Source organism: Streptomyces sp. NPDC008317, from assembly GCF_042955955.1.
Taxonomy (GTDB): domain Bacteria; phylum Actinomycetota; class Actinomycetes; order Streptomycetales; family Streptomycetaceae; genus Actinacidiphila.
Map to the genome: position 1 here is coordinate 273,340 of NZ_JBIBFQ010000004.1, position 16,447 is coordinate 289,786.

Sequence of the window (16,447 nt, forward strand, 5' to 3'; positions counted from 1 at the left end):
CGGCTATTCCTTCGTGCCGTGCGGGGCGGGCCCCTGCTGCGGGCCGGGGGCGCTCTCGGTGGAGTCGGCGAGCTGCTTGGCCAGGTCGGTGTCCACCTTGCGGATCTCGCTGACCACGGTGGTCGCCATCTTCTCCAGGCCGGTGAGCTGCTTGTGGATGTCGCCCCTGCCGTCCTTCCAGTTGGACTGGAAGTGGTCGAGCGCGCCGGCGACGCTGCCGTCGCCCATGTCGTCCTCGAAGGCCCGCAGGGTCGCCTTCGTGTCGTCGAGCCGCTTGGTGATCAACCCGAGCATCGTGGCGAAGTCCTCCAGCAGGTCGAGCGGTATCGCCAGCCGGTCCTCGCTCATGCGTCGCCGTCCTCCCAGTCCAGGCTGCGGGCGCGGTACGTGTAGGTGGCGCAGAATGCGGCCAGTTCGGCGGGGAGCGGCTGGACGCAGTCCACCGAGTAGTCGAGGAAGTATTTCGGCGCGATGGCGTTGTACTCCCAGAAGGTGTATTCGGGTTCGAGCCGGTCGAGCACTTCCTGGTAGAGGTCGCGGACTTCGAGGAAGTCGAGCAGTTCCGGCAGCGTCCATTCGGCGACGGATTCGCCGGGGTCGCTCGGCAGCCGTGTCGTACCGGCTTCCGAGGACTTCCGCAGCGGACTCCCTGCGGCGAGCGTCCGCACGTCGTCGGCGGAGAGGAAATGCCAGGGGCCGTCCTTCTCGACGAACACCCAGCTGTCGACGTTGGCATGGCGGAACAGCTCGCCGGACGCGCCGAAGAACACCTGCTCGGTGAAGGCCATTCCGGGGCGGCGCTGCTGCCGGGTCCGCCCCTCGAACTCGACCTCCACGTCGTGGTCGCCCTGGGTGAGCTGCCGCAGCGCGTCCGCGCGGAACTCCCGCCGGTACGGGGAGGTGCGCAGGCACGAGTGGTGGAAGGAGCCTTCCAGGAACCCCTCTTGGGGGTCCCAGGGCGCCAGCAGCATTCGGTAGCTCTTCACGAACGTGGTCCAGCCCGGCACCTGGAGGACATAACGTCCGCAGAACTGGCAGGCGTTGGGTCCGTTCATCGCGCCCGAATCCTCCGTACTCACACTCAATGCCGTCGCTGAAGGTGATTCACGCCGACTATACATGAGGCACTCTCACCACGTACCCGCGGTCATTCATGGGACCGCCCGGCGGATATTGCCCCTGTGGCACGTCGATAATTCCGTTGTGGTCGAAGAACGTGACATTGCCGTCGCGGCTGACCACGGCTTCCACGTGCCTGCTCGCCTTGTTGTCGAGGTCGAACTGCATACTGTTCCGCATTCCCCGGGCCCGTTCGATATCGGTCGGCGGCCCCGGTATGCGGTCCTCGGGGTGGGTGTGGACGGTGAACTTGTAGCCCCGGCCGCGCAGGTCCTTCGGAATGGAACTGCCGATCTCCGTGCCCCGGAAAAGCCGCAGTTCGCCGCCGGGGCCCTGGACGATGGCGTGTTCCACACCCGCGAATTTCTGGAGTTCCGCGAGGTGGGTGACATTCACCTCGGCGGGGCGGATCTGGATGTGGCCGTCCTCCAGCGCCTTCACCAACTGCTTGGCCTTCGGTGACAGATCGCGGAAGGGAATGGTGCCGCCGGGCAGCCGGTCGCCGCCCTTGAAGGCGACCGTGATCGCCCGGAGACCCTCGCCGCCGTCCCGGATCAGCGATGCCATGTTCTTGAGCGCGCCCTTGGCCGAACCCAGCGCGTGGGCACCGATCTTGAGCAGGCCGCCCGCCTTGTAGAGCTCGGCGAGCTTGCCGAGGGAGGTCAGGCCCTTGGTCATGGGGACGCAGTCCAGGACGGCGAAGAGCACGTCCCACAAGCTGGGCGTCGGCCCGACGGGCCTTGGCGGCGGCCAGGTCACGGGTGGCCTGGCGGACCTGGTCCGAATCGGGCGGCGGGACGGTCGCGCCGTGGTTCTTCGCCGGATCGTACGAGTCGGCGGTCGACGTGGCCGTGTGCACCCAGTCCTGCGCACCGTTCAGACCGCTCTGCGCGGAGACCAGCCGGGCATGCGCCGTGCGCCCGTCGGCCAGGGCGCGGTCCGCCTGGTACTGCGCGTGCTCCAGATCCGGCCAGTACGACTCCAGCGCCTCTGCCGCGATCCGGTACGACGTATGCAGCTTGTCGAGATTCTTCGGCGTCGACCCGAACTCCTCCCGGAACGCGTCCGCCGATAGCCCCGCCCACGCCAGGATCGCGTCCTCCGACTGCATCCCCTTCACCAGCCGCAGCGCGCCGCCCACATCGTCCGCGAACTCGTGCAACTGCCGCGACAACGTCTTCACCCGCGACGCGTCACCCGGAACCGGATCGCGATCCATGTCGAGTATGTGCCAGTCGCTCGGACCACCCATGCGTCAATTCCCCCGTCGGCGCGTGGTGTTCAGCGGGTGGTGTTCACGGGTGGTGAACCGGTGATCAACAGCTGATCATCAGTAGAGACGTTTCACGCTACCTGAAGGGTTCCCGGTCGCGGTATCGGCTTTCTTTTGGTCAACCAGTGGTCAAGTCGCGTGTGAGGAAGACGAACTGAGCGGGTTTGTCCGGGAGTTCGACGCGGGGGCCGAGGGTGAAGCCGGTGCTGAGGAGACGGTCGATCGCGCGGGTGTTGCGGGCGTCGGGTTCCGCGACGATACGGCGGCAGGCGGGGTCGGCGAAGACGTGGGCGAGGAAGGCGGTCAACAGGTGCCGCGTGTAGTCGGGTTCGCGTTCGGCGCCGGGGTCGATGGGGCCGACGAAGACGTGGACGCCGACGTCGCCGGGCAGCCGCTCGTAGAAGTCGCCGATGGGGTCGGCCTCCGGCTGGTAGGTCTGGAAGAGGGCCACGGGGCGGTCGTCGCGGCGGACCAGATAGGCGTGGTGGGTGTCGAGCGAGTCCAGGAAGGCGTAGATCTCGCGCACCTGGTCGCGGGTCGCGTCGCCCATGCCCCAGAACCGGCCCCGCTCCTGGGTGACCCACGCGTGGATGAGGTCGATGTCCCGGTCGGGGTCGACGGGCACGAAGCGGACGGTCCCGAAGCCGGCGGGCGGCCCGTGAAAGGCGGCGGCTCCAGCGGGGCCAGCGGCAGGCGCTTCGGGTGCTTTCGGGGCTTCGGGGGCTTCGGGGGCTTCGGGCACAGAGGTCTCCCTGGTGAGTCGGGTCCAGTCGGTGACCACGGGGACGAGGTCGCCGCGCAGCCAGTACGGAAGCTGGTCGCGGTGGTGCGGGCCGCCGGGCACTCCGCTCGCTCCGAAGGGCACGACCCACCGGCTGTTCTCACGGTCGGCCAGATCCCATACGTAGCGGGCGGCGGGCCCGCGCAGGCTGTGGTGGGTGATGCCGGGGACGCTGGACGTGGACAGCACGCAGTCGTGGTCCCCCGCCAGCCCCGGCCACACCTCGGGCGCGTGCCCGTACGCGTCGGGCGGCAGCGCCTGCCAGGGCGCGAGCCGGTGCAGTTCCCCCCAGGTCCGCTCCCCCGCACCCGCCTCCCCCGCACCGGCCCCCGCCGTCTCCTCCAGCGCGGCCCGTACGATCTCGGCCCGGTCCCGCGCGGGTATGAGCCCGCCGCCCAGCAGCGTCTCCAGCGCGAACGCCACCCGGGGCACCAGTGCCAGCCACGGCGTGAACGTCGCGGGATACGACGGCGGATGGACGAGTTCGGCCAGCGGGGCGAGCGCGGAGTGCGCGGCGAGACCGCGGACGACCGCCGCCCGCAGTACGGCGTATGACGCGGCGTCAGTGCTCTCGGCCGCCATCCGCCGGTCCCAGCGCAGGAGCCGCGCGCCGAGAGCGGAGGCCGCGGGGCTCAGCGGCGGCGTGTCAGGGCCCTGGAGGTCGGCCACGTGGTCCAACAGGGCGCGGGCGGAGCCGAGATGGACGTCGGTGTGGATCGCCCCCATGCCGTCCGCCGTCCAGTCGTCGGCGGATGCCAGTAGGCGGCGGATGCGGCGCGCGCGGTGCGGCGCGGCGAATTCCGTGCCGAGCGGGGCGGCCAGTTCGCGCGCGTTGGCCATCACCGCGAGGCCGTCGCGGACGTCGGCGCGCGGCAGGGGCGCGTAGGCGCCGGTCCACGCGTGCTCCTTCCGCCACGCGGGCACGGCGTACAGGGAGTTGTCCGGATGCCGTACGGGCACCCGGCCCGCCGTCCGGTGCAGGAGGCCGCCCTCGGCGTCGGCGGCCTGCACGACGTTGACCGGCTCGACCCAGCCGTCCAGCGCCCGGTCGACGTCGCCGACGGTGGTGGCGCGCAGCAGCGACGGCAGTGCGGAGAAGCCGAGTTCGGCTCCGGCGCGGGCGGGACAGCGCAGGCTGACGGCGTTCCAGATGGTGTCCGCGCCGCCGTCCGACGCGCCGCCGTCCGACGCGGCGGGGGTCTCGGGCGCGTCGGGGTTCTCCGGCGCGTCGGGGCCGCCGATGATCACCGGGCCGCGTGCGGTCTCGACGATCTCGACGCGGACGGGGTCGGCGTCCGCGACGGCGACGGACTCGGTACGGGAAGCGGCGGGCTCCCAGCCGTCGGGGCCGAGGGCCCGGACGGAGCCGTCGGGGGCGCGGCGCAGGTGTTCGCGGTAGAGGTCCTGGTAGTCGGCCATGGCGTTGGTGATGGCCCAGGCGACCCGGCCGGTGTGGCCGAAGTGGGCGAGGCCCGGGACGCCGGGGACGGCGAGGCCGACGACGTCGAACTCCGGGCAGGCCAGGCGGATCTGCTGGTAGACGCCCGGTGCCTCGATGAAGCGGTGCGGGTCGCCCGCGAGGAGCGCCGCGCCCGTGGCGGTGCGGTCCCCGGTGATCAGCCAGCCGTTGCTGCCCGCGGTGCCGGGCCCGTCGGTGGCGAAGGCCGCGACGGCGTCCGGGCCGAGCCGCCGGGCCGCCTCGTACCGCCAGAGTTTGGCGGGGAAGCCCGCGAAGAGGATGTGGGTGGAGAGCCAGACGGCCAGCGGCGTCCAGGGCTGCCAGCGGCCGGGTGCGAGGCCGGTGGCGGCGAACTCCGGTGCCTGCGCCGCGCCTTGGGGCAGCCCGGCGTTGACGCCGTCCACGTAGGCGGCGACCCACCGCGCGGTGTCCCGGTCGAGCCGGGCGTGGCAGCGGCGGGCGGTGTCGGCCAGCAGCGCGCGGCGGGCGAAGCGGTCCCACTCGACGGCGTCGGCGCCGAGGAACGCGGCGGTGCCGCCCTCCGCGCGGTGCCGTTCGGTCTCCAGCTGCCAGGCCCGGTCGACGGCGGCGTTCCGGCCTTGAGCGAAGGCGAGTTCGCGGGCGCTGTCCGCGCGGAGGTGGGGGATGCCCCAGGCGTCCCTGAAGACCTCGCTGCTCACCCTGACTCCCTCTGATCATTAAGGTTAGGGTGCCCTAACTTAACAGGAATCGGGGACCTCACGAGGGCCGGACACCTCACAGGGGCTGGGGACCCACAGGGGCCGGGGACCCCACGAGGGCCGGGGACCCCACAAAGGCCGGGGACCTCACAGGGATCGCGGGCCACACGGCGGCGGGCGGTACGGCTGCGGGCGGTACGGAGCCCGCCCGTACCGCCCGCCGTCACGCCGCGTCCCCGGGTCCGCGCGTCAGACGCCCTCGGACACCTTGAGCACGATCTTGCCGGTCAGGTGCCCGGCCTCGCTCGCGCGCTGCGCGTCGGCCGCCGCCTCCAGCGGGAACACCTCGTGGACGGCGATGGTCAGCTTGTCCGCGGCGAACAGCGCCAGCGCCTCCGCGAAGGCGGGCTCGCCGTAGTACCCCTCGGCGCCCGAGGTGAAGCGGACGCCGAGCTTGCCCGCGCCCGGCGCGTCGGCGATGGACAGCACCCGCTCGGTGCCGCCGGTCAGCTCGACCGACGCCTGGAGCGCGTCGCCCCGCCCGGCCGCGTCGAGCGCAGCGTCGATCCCCTCGGGTGCGGCGGCCCGCACCCGTTCCACCAGCCCGTCCCCGTAGGCGACCGGGACCGCGCCGAGCGCCCGCAGGTGCTCGTGGTTGGCCTCGCTCGCCGTGCCGACGACCTTGACGCCGCGCGCGACCGCGAACTGTACGGCGACGGTGCCGACGCCGCCCGCCGCGCCGTGGATCAGCAGCGTCTCGCCGGGCCGCACCTTGAGCATGTCGAGCGCGCGATACGCGGTCTCCGCCGCGACCGGCAGCGCCGCCGCCTGCTCCCAGCTCAGCGTGCCGGGCTTGAGGGCGACCTTCGCGACCTCGGCGAGCGCCCGCTCGGCGTAGGCGCCGGTGGCGGTCTGGCCGAAGACGTCGTCGCCGACCGCCAGGCCCTCGACGCCCTCGCCCAGCGCCTCGACGACACCCGCCACCTCAAGGCCCGGCACATGCGGGAAGTCCACGGGGAAGACCTGCTCCATGTAACCGGCGCGGATCTTGCTGTCGAGCGGGTTCACGCCCGCCGTGCGCACCGTGATCCGCACCTGGCCGGGGCCCGGCTCCGGCACGTCGGTGTCCACGGCCCGCAGCACGTCCGCGGAGCCGTATTCGGTGAAGGCGATGGACTTCGTCATGGGTTCACAATCCTTCGGAGGGCTCGAAAATATTCGAGAACATTCGGAAACCTGAAGCAATTGCCTTGGCGGGCGCCCGAGGAGACGCGGCGCCCCGGTGCGACGGCGGCATTCCCCGGGCGTTCCGCCGGCACCTCCTAGGCGTTCCCCGGGCGTCCCCGGGCATTCCCCGGGTGTCCCGGGGAACTCCCCGGGTGTCCCCGGCACTCCCCGGGGTCCTTCAGGGCACTTCCCAGCATCGCCGCGGGCCGCCGCCGACCCGGCCCGCCGTTCGGACGGTTCCGCCCGGCCGAAAGGACAGTCCGCGCCCATCATCGCCGCCGTACGCTCGGGAGGCATGCCGAGCCATGACGGAATCCGCCCGCAGGACGCCCTCGCGCGGGCCCTGGTCGTCACCCGCGCACCGCTGCCCGACACCATGCGGCGGCTGTCGGAGGTGCTGACCGACCTGGTGCCGCACCGGGCGGTCGCCCGGCGGAGCGCCGTCTGCACGTTCACTCCGACGGCGGCCTTCGGCGATGAGGAGCTGACCGGCCGGATCACCGGCGCCGAACTGACGCGCCTGGCCGGGCGGGTGACGGCGGGCGCGCCCTGGCAGGGCGAGGCGGTGCTGGCCGGGGCGCCGCACCCGGTGCTCGCCGTCGCCTCCGCGCGTGAGTTCGCCGAGCCCGCCGAGACCACCGAGGCCGCCGACACGGGCGCGGGCGCGGGCCCGCTGCTGGTCGTCGTACGCTCCTCGGCCGAGCCGCTGGACGCCGACGTCACGGCGGTGGCGCAGGGCCTGTGGGACCTGGTCACCGTCAACCAGGAGCGCCGGATGGCGGAGGCAGGACCGACGCAGGCGGCCAGTTCGCGGGCCGCCGCCGCGGCCAGGGCGCGAGCCATCGCGGAGCTGACCGACGCGCACTCCTCCGTACTGTCGGCGATCCTCGGTACGCTGCGCGCCGCGTCGCTGGACGACACCGCCGCGCGGCGCGGCGCCGTGGACCTGGCCGTCGCGGCCCTGATCGACCTGCGCGCGGGCGCCGACCTGGACCGGGAGCTGAGCGAGGAGCCCGCGGACGCCGCCTTCGGCCGCCTCACCGCCGAGCTGCGCCCGCTGCTGCGCTACAGCCCCGTCGAGCTGGACCTGCGACCTCCCGCCTCCCGCCGCACGCTGGCCGCCGACGTGGCCCACGGCGCGCGGGCGGCGGTACGCGGGGCCGTCCTGGCCATGCTGGAGCAGGGCGACCTGGGGCGGCTCCATGTGAGCTGGCAGCTCGACGAGGACACGCTCCGCGTGCTGGTACGCGACGACGGGCCCGGCCTGCTCGCCCCGGAGGCGCTCGCCGTCCACCGCTTCACCGACCGGCTCACGGCGCTCGGCGGGCGGCTCGTCCTCGACGCCCTGCCCGGCTGGGGCTCCACCCTCACCGTCACCCTGCCGCTGTCCCCCGACCTCCCGGCGGCCCCCGCTGCGGCCGGGCCGCTGGACGCCCTCCATCCGAGGGAACGGCAGGTCCTCGAAGAGCTCGCCCTCGGGCGCCGCAACCGCGAGATCGCCCTCGCCCTCCACATCAGCGAGTCCACCGTGAAATTCCACGTCGCCAACATCCTCGCCAAGCTCGGCGTCGCCTCCCGCGGCGAGGCCGCCGCCCTCGCCCGTACGGCGGCGGCCACCGCGTAGACCGCGGGCAGCGGTCACCGGTCGGGCGTCAGGCCGCGACGGCGACCGCCGCGCGGCCGAGCCGGACACCGCCGCGGGCCGACCGGAAGACGACGAGCCGCAGGAGCAGAAAGCGGCCGAGGCCGGCGAGGGCGGAGGCCGCGATGTAGACGCCCTGCCGGGTGAGGGCGTCGCCGGACGGATACGCGGAGGCGTAGGCGAGCAGCGCCCCGGTGGTGAAGAGGTACGACAGCAGGACGGTGAGCGCGCAGGCGCAGTGGTCGGACCAGGTGGCGCCGCCCCGGCCGAAGGTGAAGCGGCCGTGGAGTTCGGTGGCCAGGACCGTGGAGCCGATGGTGACGACGGCGTTGGACAGGGCGAGGGGGACGCTGTCGCCGATCAGCAGGAGGACGCCGCTGGCGAGGACGGTGACTCCGCCGCCGCACAGCACGAAGCGCACGAAGGAGGCGAGGGCCGCGGTGCGCGAGGACGGGGACGCGATGGCCGCCGGGCCGGTGATCGCCGTGCTGGCGGCCATGGTCAACTCCTGTGTCGGTGACGGCCGCTGAGGGCGCCCGTCGTCGTGTCACCGACTCTTCCGCACGGCCGCGCGCGGGCCCATCAGGTGTGTCCCCCATTGCGTGTGGGGGCTACCCCCACCCCTCCTCAGGGGCGTACCCCCCACATCCCCGAGGGTTCCGATCATTAGAAGAAGATGAACGTACTTATCCATGGTTTACAAGGCGGGTGGCGCACATCACCCTTGCTTTGCGCGGCACAATGCCTCTTTTGTCCAGATGTGAGCCATATACGCGTTTGACCATGCCTGGCACTGCGTGCCAGAGTCTTCTCAACGGCCCGCACCGACCCGCGCTCGGCCGTTCCACAGACGCCGCGAACCACACCCCCCTTGCTTCGCGGCGGTTCGAAGAGGCCCTTGCGCAGTCGTTACCACGACGCGAAGGGCCTCTTCACAATATCCGGGCCTGTCACGGCGGTACGGCCCCGATGCCCCCGCACGACGGCCCCGACTCCCGCGCCGGGCGCGAACTACCGCTCCGGGACCCGCAGTTCGAACCATGTCGTCTTGCCGCGCGGCTGGAGGTCGACACCCCAGCGGTCGGAGAGCTTGTCCACCAGGAACAGGCCCCGGCCGCTGGCGTCCAGGCCGCGGACCGGCAGCAGGCAGGGCAGCGCCCGCGAGGGGTCCCGCACCTCGACCCTGACCCAGCCCCGGCGCCAGTGCATCCGCAGCCCGAACGTCCGCGCCCCGGTGTGCCGTACGGCGTTGCCCACGAGTTCGGAGACGAGCAGTTCCACGGTGTCGGCGAACTGCGGGAGGCCCCAGACCCGTACCACGGAGAGCGCCAGGCGCCGGGCGGTGGAGGCGGATTCGGGACGGGAGGTCAGATGGACCTCCTGGACGGACGGGTCGCCGTACAGATCGAGGGCCTTGGCCGCCGTGTCGTCGGTGAGAACGGGAACCGCACCCGCGGCGGTGTCCACCCGCTGCGGCTGCTCAGATGCTCCCCGGCCCGCCATGACTTCATGATGGCTGCAATTGCAGCGCTCCGAGGGGTAACCGGGGGAATTCGTCCGACGGAGTACGCCGCCCCACGCCTGTGACTAGGCATATGCCCTGGGCACAGAACACCCCTCAACGGCCCTGCTGATCAGTGGAGTTGACGTATGCAACCATCACAGCGGATGGTGGCGGCCTCCTATTCCTTAAGGCTGGCATAAGGTTGCCTTAAGGTGAGCCGCGCACCCTGCGTCACCTCTGACGCGCCGTCAGCCGAGCACCCGTTCGACGCTCAGCCGCATGTGCGTCGGATCGCCGTCCCCGGCTGACCACGCGTCAGCATCCGCGGGCTCAGCGGAAGGTGGCCTTCCCCGGTCCGTCCTCGACGAAGCTGCGCATCCCCGTCTCGCGGTCCGCCGTCGCGAACAGCCCCGCGAACAAGGTGCGTTCGATCGTCAGCCCGGTCTCCAGATCCGTTTCGAGACCCGCGTCGACGGCCTCCTTCGCGGCCCGCAGCGCGTACGCGGGACCGCGCGCCAGCCGCTCCGCCCAGGCCCGCGCCCGCGCGTACACCTCGTCGGCCGGGACGACCTCGTCCACCAGACCCAGCGACAGCGCCTCCCGCGCCGTCACCATCCGGCCGGTGAAGATCAGGTCCTTGGCGCGCGAGGGACCGACCAGCCGGGACAGCCGCTGGGTGCCGCCCGCGCCCGGGATCAGACCGAGCAGGATCTCCGGCTGTCCGAGCTTCGCGTTCTCGCCCGCGATCCGGTAGTCGGCACACAGTGCCAGCTCGCAGCCGCCGCCGAGCGCGTAACCGGTCACGGCCGCCACCACCGGCTTGGGAATCCGCGCCACCGCCGTGAAGGACTCCTGGAGCGCCCGCGAGCGGTCGACCATGTCCTCGTACGACATGGCCTGCATCTCCTTGATGTCCGCGCCCGCCGCGAACACCTTCTCCCCGCCCCACACCACCACGGCCCGCACCTCGGGACGCCGCGCCGCCTCCTCGGCGACCTCCTTGAGCCGGTCCTGCGTGCCGGAGTCCAGGGCGTTCATGGGCGGCCTGTCGAGCCGGACGGTGCCGACGCCTTCGTCGACTTCAAAGGTCACAGTCATACGGGCGAGCGTACGACGGACGGCCCGCCCCAGGTCAGGGGCGGGCCGTCGCGGCTCACGTGCGGTGCCTCACACGGGCGGAACCCGATGCGGAACCTGATGCGGAACCCGGTCAGGACGTCCACTCGCTCCAGGGGAGGTTCCAGCCGTTGAGGCCGTTGTACCACTGGACGGTCTTGTCCTTGGAGTTCTGCACCTGCACCACGTCACCGATGATCGACTGGTTGTAGAACCAGGCCGCGGGGGTGCTCGCGTCACCCGCGCCGCGCACGTCGTGCAGACCCACGCAGCCGTGGCTGGTGTTGCTGTTGCCGAAGACCGAGGTCGCGGCCCAGTAGTTGCCGTGGATGAAGGTGCCCGAGGTGGTCAGCCGCATGGCGTGCGGCACGTCCTTGATGTCGTACTCACCGCCGAAGCCGACCGTGTCGCCGTTCATCCGGGTGGTCACGTACTTCTCGGAGATGACCATCTTGCCGTTGTACGTGGTGTGGTCCGGCGCGCCCGAGGAGATCGGGATGGTGCGCAGCACCTTGTTGTCGCGGTAGACGGTCATGGTGTGCTTGGCCGCGTCCACGATGCTCACCTGGCGGCGGCCGACGGTGAAGTGGACGTCCTTGTGCTGCTTGCCGTAGACGCCGGGGGCGCCCTCGACACCGTTGAGGTTGAGGCTCAGCGTGACCTTCGTACCGGCCGCCCAGTACTCCTGCGGGCGGATGTAGAGCTGCTGGTCGCCGTACCAGTGCGCGGCGACCGGGACCGACGGGCTCGCGGTGACCTTGACGCCTTCCTCGACGGCCTTCTTGTTCGTGATCGGCCGGTTGAAGTTGAGGAAGACCTCCATGCCGACGCCGACGGTCGAACCGTCCTCCGGCGTGTAGTAACCGACGAAGGTGTTCTTCGGGGTGACCGTGGTGAAGCTGGAGTGCTTGTCGGACTCACGTCCCGCGTCGTCCTTGGCGACCGCGTCCACCGAGTACTGCGTGGACGTGTCCAGGTGCCCGGCCGGCACCCATCCGGCGCCGTCGGCGGAGATCGCGCCCTCCACCTCCGTGCCCTTGTCGTCCTTCACGACGACCGACGAGAGCTTGCCGCCCTGCGCCGTGACCTTCAGCGTCCCCGTGGTCGACACCTCGGTCGAGCCGTCCTTCGGCAGGATCGTCACGACGGCGGTCGAGGCGACCGTGTCCGACGCGTTCGCCTTGCCGTTCGAGGCCGACGTGGAGCCGTTCCCACTGCCGGACTTGCCGCCGCCACCGCCGCCACCGCACGCGGTGACCATCAGCAGCAACGCTCCGAGCGCCAGCACCAGAACGTTTCTCCTGATACCCGGCGCAGCCAATATCGGCTTCAACTCTTGCTCTCCCCTACCGCCCGGAACACCTGAACTCCCCTGGTCAGCGCAAGACAATCACACGGAACAAGCGCGAGTGCTCACGAGATTGTCACCGTTCCGTCCCAGATGGCTGTGGACCGGGGCCGGTCGGGGGTGTAGTGGGGGTGCGGCGGACGGGGAGCCTGCGTGCGCGGACGGGCGGCGGACGGGGAGCCCGCGCATGCGGGACGGGGGCGGCGGACTGGCGAGCCCGCGCGCGGGACGGGCGGGGCCGCCGCTACAGCGCGGAACCCGCCTGCCACTGGGCCCAGCTGAGATTCCAGCCGCCCATCCCGTTGTCGGCGGCGACCGTGCGGTCATGGGAGTTGGTCACGCGGATCGGGTCGCCGACCAGGGAGTGGTCGAAGAACCAGCCCGCCGGGCTGGTGGCGCTGCCGCCCTTGACGTCGCGCAGCCCGATGCAGCCGTGGCTGACGTTGGTGGTGCCGAAGACCCCGGCGGGCGACCAGTAGTTGCCGTGCACGAAGGTGCCGGAGTTGGTCAGCCGCATCGCGTGCGGGACGTCCGGGATGTCGTATTCGCCGCCGAAGCCGACCGTCTGGCCGTTCATGCGCGTGACGGCGTGCTTCTCGGCGATGACCATCACGCCGTCGTACGTGGTGTGCTGGGGCGCGCCGGTCGAGGCGGGGAGGGTGCGCACGACCGCGCCGCCGCGCCGGACGACCAGGGTGTGCGCCACCGCGTCCACGGTGCTGCGCTGGTCGCGGCCGATGGTGAACCGCACGTCCTTGGACTGGGTGCCGTAGACGCCGGGCGCGCCCTGGACGTCGCGCAGCCGCAGGTGGAGGGTGACGCGGGTGCCGGCCTTCCAGTAGTCGGCGGGGCGCAGGTCGAGCCGCTGGCCGCCGAACCAGTGGCCGGTGACGGTGACGGCGGGTACGGACGTGACCGTGATGGCGCGTTCGACGGCGGCGCGGTCGGTGACCGGGCGGTTGAACCTCAGCGAGACGATCATGCCGACGCCGACGGTCGAGCCGTTCTCCGGGGTGAAGAAGCCGATGAAGGTGTGCTGCGGCACGAGGGTGGTGAAGTCGGCGTGCTTGGCGGCCGGGCGGCCCTGCTCGTCGACCGCGTAGGCGTCGACGGTGTAGCGGGTGGCCAGCGCGAGGCGTCCGGTGGGCTGCCAGCCGCTGCCGTCGGCGGCGAGGGTGCCGGGCACGGGGGTGCCGTCCGCGCTCTTGGCGGTGACCCCGGTGAGCTTGCCCTGGCCGACGGTGACGCGCAGCGTCCCGCTGGCGGGTACGTCCTTCGCGCCGTCGCCGGGCGATACGGTGATGGCCGCCTGCGAGACGTCCGGTACGGCGGTCGAGGTGTCGGTCGACGTGGCGCTCGGCGCCCGGTCGTCACCCCCGCCCGTCCCGCCGGACCCGCCGGACCCGCCCGGTCCCCCGCAGCCCGCGATCAGCGTCGCACCCAGTACCACTCCCGCACCCGCGCGCAGCACGCGCCTCACCGCTGTCTTCACGCACCGTCAACGAGACGACCGCCGCCGGGGAAACGCGCTGTCCGCCGGCACGTGCACCGATCAACCGTGTGACTCCGTACCCCCCGGTGGGAATGAATGGAGCAGCGGGTGCGGGGAAACGGCCGTCGACGCGGGGAGGGACACCCGGCGTACGGTACGGACCCGGCCCGCCCTGCCGGCACAGCGCACCTGGTCACAGCTCGGTCCTTCGGAGCCGCGGGAGGCATACACGTGTCAGAGACACGCGAACACGGCGTCGTGGGACGCCCGGAGGGTCTTCCGCTGCCCGCAGGCGATCCGGGGGTGGCGACCGTACCGCCGCCGTCGCCGGTGCCGGGCCCGGCCGTACCGCGGGACCCGTCTGTCGCACTCGCCCCGGCCGTACCGCGGAATCCGCCGGTGGCTTCCGTATCGCTGCCGTCCGGTGCGTCGGACCGGCGGGTGGCGCCGCGGCTCGCGACCGTGTGGCCCGGCTCGGCGCAGCCGCTCGGCGCGCGTTTCCACGCCGGTCCCGGCGGGCGCGCGGGCACCAACTTCGCGCTGTGGGCGGGCGGGGCGGAGTCCGTCGAGGTGTGCCTGTTCGACGCGGACGGCACCGAGACGCGGGCGCCGCTGACCGAGCTGACCCACGAGATATGGCACGGCTTCGTACCGGACGCGCTGCCGGGCCAGCGGTACGGCTACCGGGTCGGCGGTCGCTGGGACCCGTGGACCGGCGCCCGCTGGAATCCGGCGAAGCTGCTGCTCGACCCGTACGCGCGGGCGGTGGACGGCGACTTCACGCTGGTCCCCGAGGTGTACGGGCACGTGCGCGACTGGCCCGAGCGGCAGGTCGCCGACACCGTGCGCGACAACCGCGACTCGGCGCCGTACGTCCCCAAGGGCGTCGTGGTCGACGATGACGACGACTGGGAGGACGACCACCGGCCGAAGACGCCCTGGTCGGACTCGGTGATCTACGAGTTGCACGTGCGCGGTTTCACCCGGGCGCACCCGGACATTCCGCCGGAGCTGCGCGGTACGTACGCCGGTCTCGCGCACCCGGCGGCCATCGCCCATCTGACCCGGCTCGGGGTGACCGCCGTCGAGCTACTGCCGGTGCACCACTTCGCGCACGAGGAGCACCTGGAGCGCAAGGGGCTGCGCAACTACTGGGGTTACAACTCGATCGGCTACTTCGCGCCGCACGCCGCGTACAGCGCGAGCGGCACGCGCGGCGAACAGGTCGGCGAGTTCAAGCGGATGGTGCGGGCGCTGCACGCGGCGGGCATCGAGGTGATCCTCGACGTGGTCTACAACCACACCGCCGAGGGCGGCGAGGGCGGCCCCACGCTGTCGCTGCGCGGTATCGACAACCGCGGTTACTACCGGCTCCAGCAGGACGCGCGGCGCTACGCCGACTACACCGGCTGCGGCAACACCCTCAGCGTCGTCCAGCCGCACGTGCTGCGGCTGATCACCGACAGCCTGCGCTACTGGGTGACCGAAATGGGCGTGGACGGCTTCCGGTTCGACCTGGCGGCGGCGCTGGCCCGCTCGACGCACGACGTGGACATGCTCTCCCCCTTCCTCACGGTGATCGCCCAGGACCCGGTGCTGCGCCGGGTCAAACTGATCGCCGAGCCGTGGGACGTGGGCTCCGGCGGCTACCAGGTGGGCGCCTTCCCGCCGCTGTGGACGGAGTGGAACGACCGGTTCCGCGACACCGTACGGGACTTCTGGCGGGGCGCGGCCGGGGACGTACGCGATCTGGCGTACCGGCTGTCCGGGTCGAGCGACCTGTACGACTGGGGCGGGCGGCGGCCTTACGCCTCGGTCAACTTCGTCACCGCGCACGACGGTTTCACCCTGCGCGACCTGGTGAGCTACGAGCGCAAGCACAACGAGGCCAACGGCGAGGACGGGCGGGACGGCACCGACGGCAACCGGTCGTGGAACTGCGGTGCCGAGGGGCCGACCGACGACCCCGGCATCAGCGCGCTGCGCCGCCGCCAGATCCGCAACCTGCTCTCCACACTGCTGCTGTCCACCGGGGTGCCGATGCTGGTCGCGGGCGACGAGATGGGGCGGACGCAGGGCGGCAACAACAACGCGTACTGCCAGGACAACGAGGTGAGCTGGATCGACTGGTCGCTGGCGGACGATCCGGCCTGGCGGTCGCTGTCCGATCTCGCGGCGCGGCTGATCGCCCTGCGCAGGGCCCATCCGGTGCTGCGGCGCGGCGGCTTCTTCTCCGGGCTCGCGCAGGCGCCGGAGGGGCTGCGCGATCTGGCCTGGTTCGGGCCGCGCGGCGAGGAGATGACGGACGAGGACTGGTTCGCGCCGGGCTCGACGCTGGGGATGTTCCTGTCGGGGCAGGAGATTCCGCAGCGGAACGCGCGGGGGGAGGCGGTCGTGGACGACAGCTTCCTGCTGATCGCGCACGCGGGGTCGCGGCCCGCCGCTTTCACGCTGCCGGGGTCGCCGTGGGCGGCGGCGTACGAACTGCTCGTCGACACCGCTCTGGAGGAGCAGACGGCGGCGCCGGAGGGGGCGCGTGCGGCGGCTGGTTCGGAGGTGGCGGTGGCGGAGAGGTCCGTACGGCTGTACCGGGCGTGCGGCGGCGGGGAGGGGCGGGAAGAGCTGCTCAGCGGGTGAGTTCGGTCACCGGAGCGGGCGGGCGGCGGGGGGTGGCGGGGGCCGGGGTGGGGGGTGGCGGGGGCCGGTGCGTTGACCGGGGGGTTGACCGGTGCGGGGGATGGCGTGGACCGGTGCGTTGACCGGCGCGGGGGATGGCGTGGACCGGTGTGGACCGGTGTGGACGACA

General features: G+C 72.1%; 12 protein-coding genes and 1 pseudogene. 2 read left to right on the forward strand and 11 right to left on the reverse strand.

Annotated features, from left to right (window positions below; all coding sequences use genetic code 11):
* Positions 1 to 3: 3 nt before the first annotated feature.
* From ACFY9V_RS14640 to ACFY9V_RS14665, 6 genes and pseudogenes are all read right to left on the reverse strand, one after another.
* Positions 4 to 348, reverse strand: coding sequence for a hypothetical protein (locus ACFY9V_RS14640; protein WP_391161508.1), 345 nt, complete (start codon positions 346 to 348; stop codon positions 4 to 6).
* The gene (locus ACFY9V_RS14645) at positions 345 to 1,055 is read right to left on the reverse strand and encodes a hypothetical protein (RefSeq protein ID WP_391161509.1); all 711 of its coding nucleotides are present in this window, start codon (positions 1,053 to 1,055) and stop codon (positions 345 to 347) included. Before ACFY9V_RS14645 ends, ACFY9V_RS14640 begins: the two co-directional genes overlap by 4 nt.
* A gap of 58 nt (positions 1,056 to 1,113) precedes the next feature.
* Complete coding sequence (locus ACFY9V_RS14650) at positions 1,114 to 1,827, reverse strand: hypothetical protein (RefSeq protein ID WP_391161510.1); 714 nt, start codon at positions 1,825 to 1,827, stop codon at positions 1,114 to 1,116.
* A gap of 25 nt (positions 1,828 to 1,852) precedes the next feature.
* Positions 1,853 to 2,371 (reverse strand): annotated as a pseudogene (locus ACFY9V_RS14655) (putative T7SS-secreted protein); the annotation flags it as partial.
* A 139-nt stretch (positions 2,372 to 2,510) separates the two neighbouring features.
* Positions 2,511 to 5,312: a GNAT family N-acetyltransferase gene (locus ACFY9V_RS14660; RefSeq protein WP_391161511.1), complete on the reverse strand. Its 2,802-nt coding sequence runs from the start codon at positions 5,310 to 5,312 to the stop codon at positions 2,511 to 2,513.
* A gap of 249 nt (positions 5,313 to 5,561) precedes the next feature.
* Entirely contained in the window at positions 5,562 to 6,497 is a 936-nt protein-coding gene (locus ACFY9V_RS14665) for an alcohol dehydrogenase catalytic domain-containing protein (protein ID WP_391161512.1), read from the reverse strand.
* A 337-nt stretch (positions 6,498 to 6,834) separates the two neighbouring features.
* Between ACFY9V_RS14665 and ACFY9V_RS14670 the strand changes: the two genes are divergently transcribed.
* Positions 6,835 to 8,163: a LuxR C-terminal-related transcriptional regulator gene (locus ACFY9V_RS14670; RefSeq protein WP_391161513.1), complete on the forward strand. Its 1,329-nt coding sequence runs from the start codon at positions 6,835 to 6,837 to the stop codon at positions 8,161 to 8,163.
* A gap of 28 nt (positions 8,164 to 8,191) precedes the next feature.
* Here ACFY9V_RS14670 and ACFY9V_RS14675 read toward each other — a convergent pair whose 3' ends face one another.
* The 5 genes from ACFY9V_RS14675 to ACFY9V_RS14695 form a co-directional block, all read right to left on the reverse strand.
* Positions 8,192 to 8,680 carry a hypothetical protein gene (locus ACFY9V_RS14675; protein ID WP_391161514.1) on the reverse strand — a complete coding sequence of 163 codons (489 nt, stop codon included), beginning with the start codon at positions 8,678 to 8,680 and terminating at the stop codon, positions 8,192 to 8,194.
* Between the two features lie 512 nt (positions 8,681 to 9,192).
* Positions 9,193 to 9,684: an ATP-binding protein gene (locus tag ACFY9V_RS14680; protein WP_355349293.1), complete on the reverse strand. Its 492-nt coding sequence runs from the start codon at positions 9,682 to 9,684 to the stop codon at positions 9,193 to 9,195.
* A 331-nt stretch (positions 9,685 to 10,015) separates the two neighbouring features.
* Entirely contained in the window at positions 10,016 to 10,783 is a 768-nt protein-coding gene (locus ACFY9V_RS14685; RefSeq protein WP_391044672.1) for an enoyl-CoA hydratase-related protein, read from the reverse strand.
* Positions 10,784 to 10,895: 112 nt separating this feature from the next.
* The gene (locus ACFY9V_RS14690; RefSeq protein ID WP_355349352.1) at positions 10,896 to 12,062 is read right to left on the reverse strand and encodes an Ig-like domain-containing protein; all 1,167 of its coding nucleotides are present in this window, start codon (positions 12,060 to 12,062) and stop codon (positions 10,896 to 10,898) included.
* Positions 12,063 to 12,393: 331 nt separating this feature from the next.
* Entirely contained in the window at positions 12,394 to 13,641 is a 1,248-nt protein-coding gene (locus ACFY9V_RS14695; RefSeq protein ID WP_391161515.1) for an Ig-like domain-containing protein, read from the reverse strand.
* A 399-nt stretch (positions 13,642 to 14,040) separates the two neighbouring features.
* Between ACFY9V_RS14695 and glgX the strand changes: the two genes are divergently transcribed.
* Positions 14,041 to 16,278, forward strand: coding sequence for a glycogen debranching protein GlgX (gene glgX, locus ACFY9V_RS14700; protein ID WP_391161516.1), 2,238 nt, complete (start codon positions 14,041 to 14,043; stop codon positions 16,276 to 16,278).
* Positions 16,279 to 16,447 lie beyond the last annotated feature (169 nt).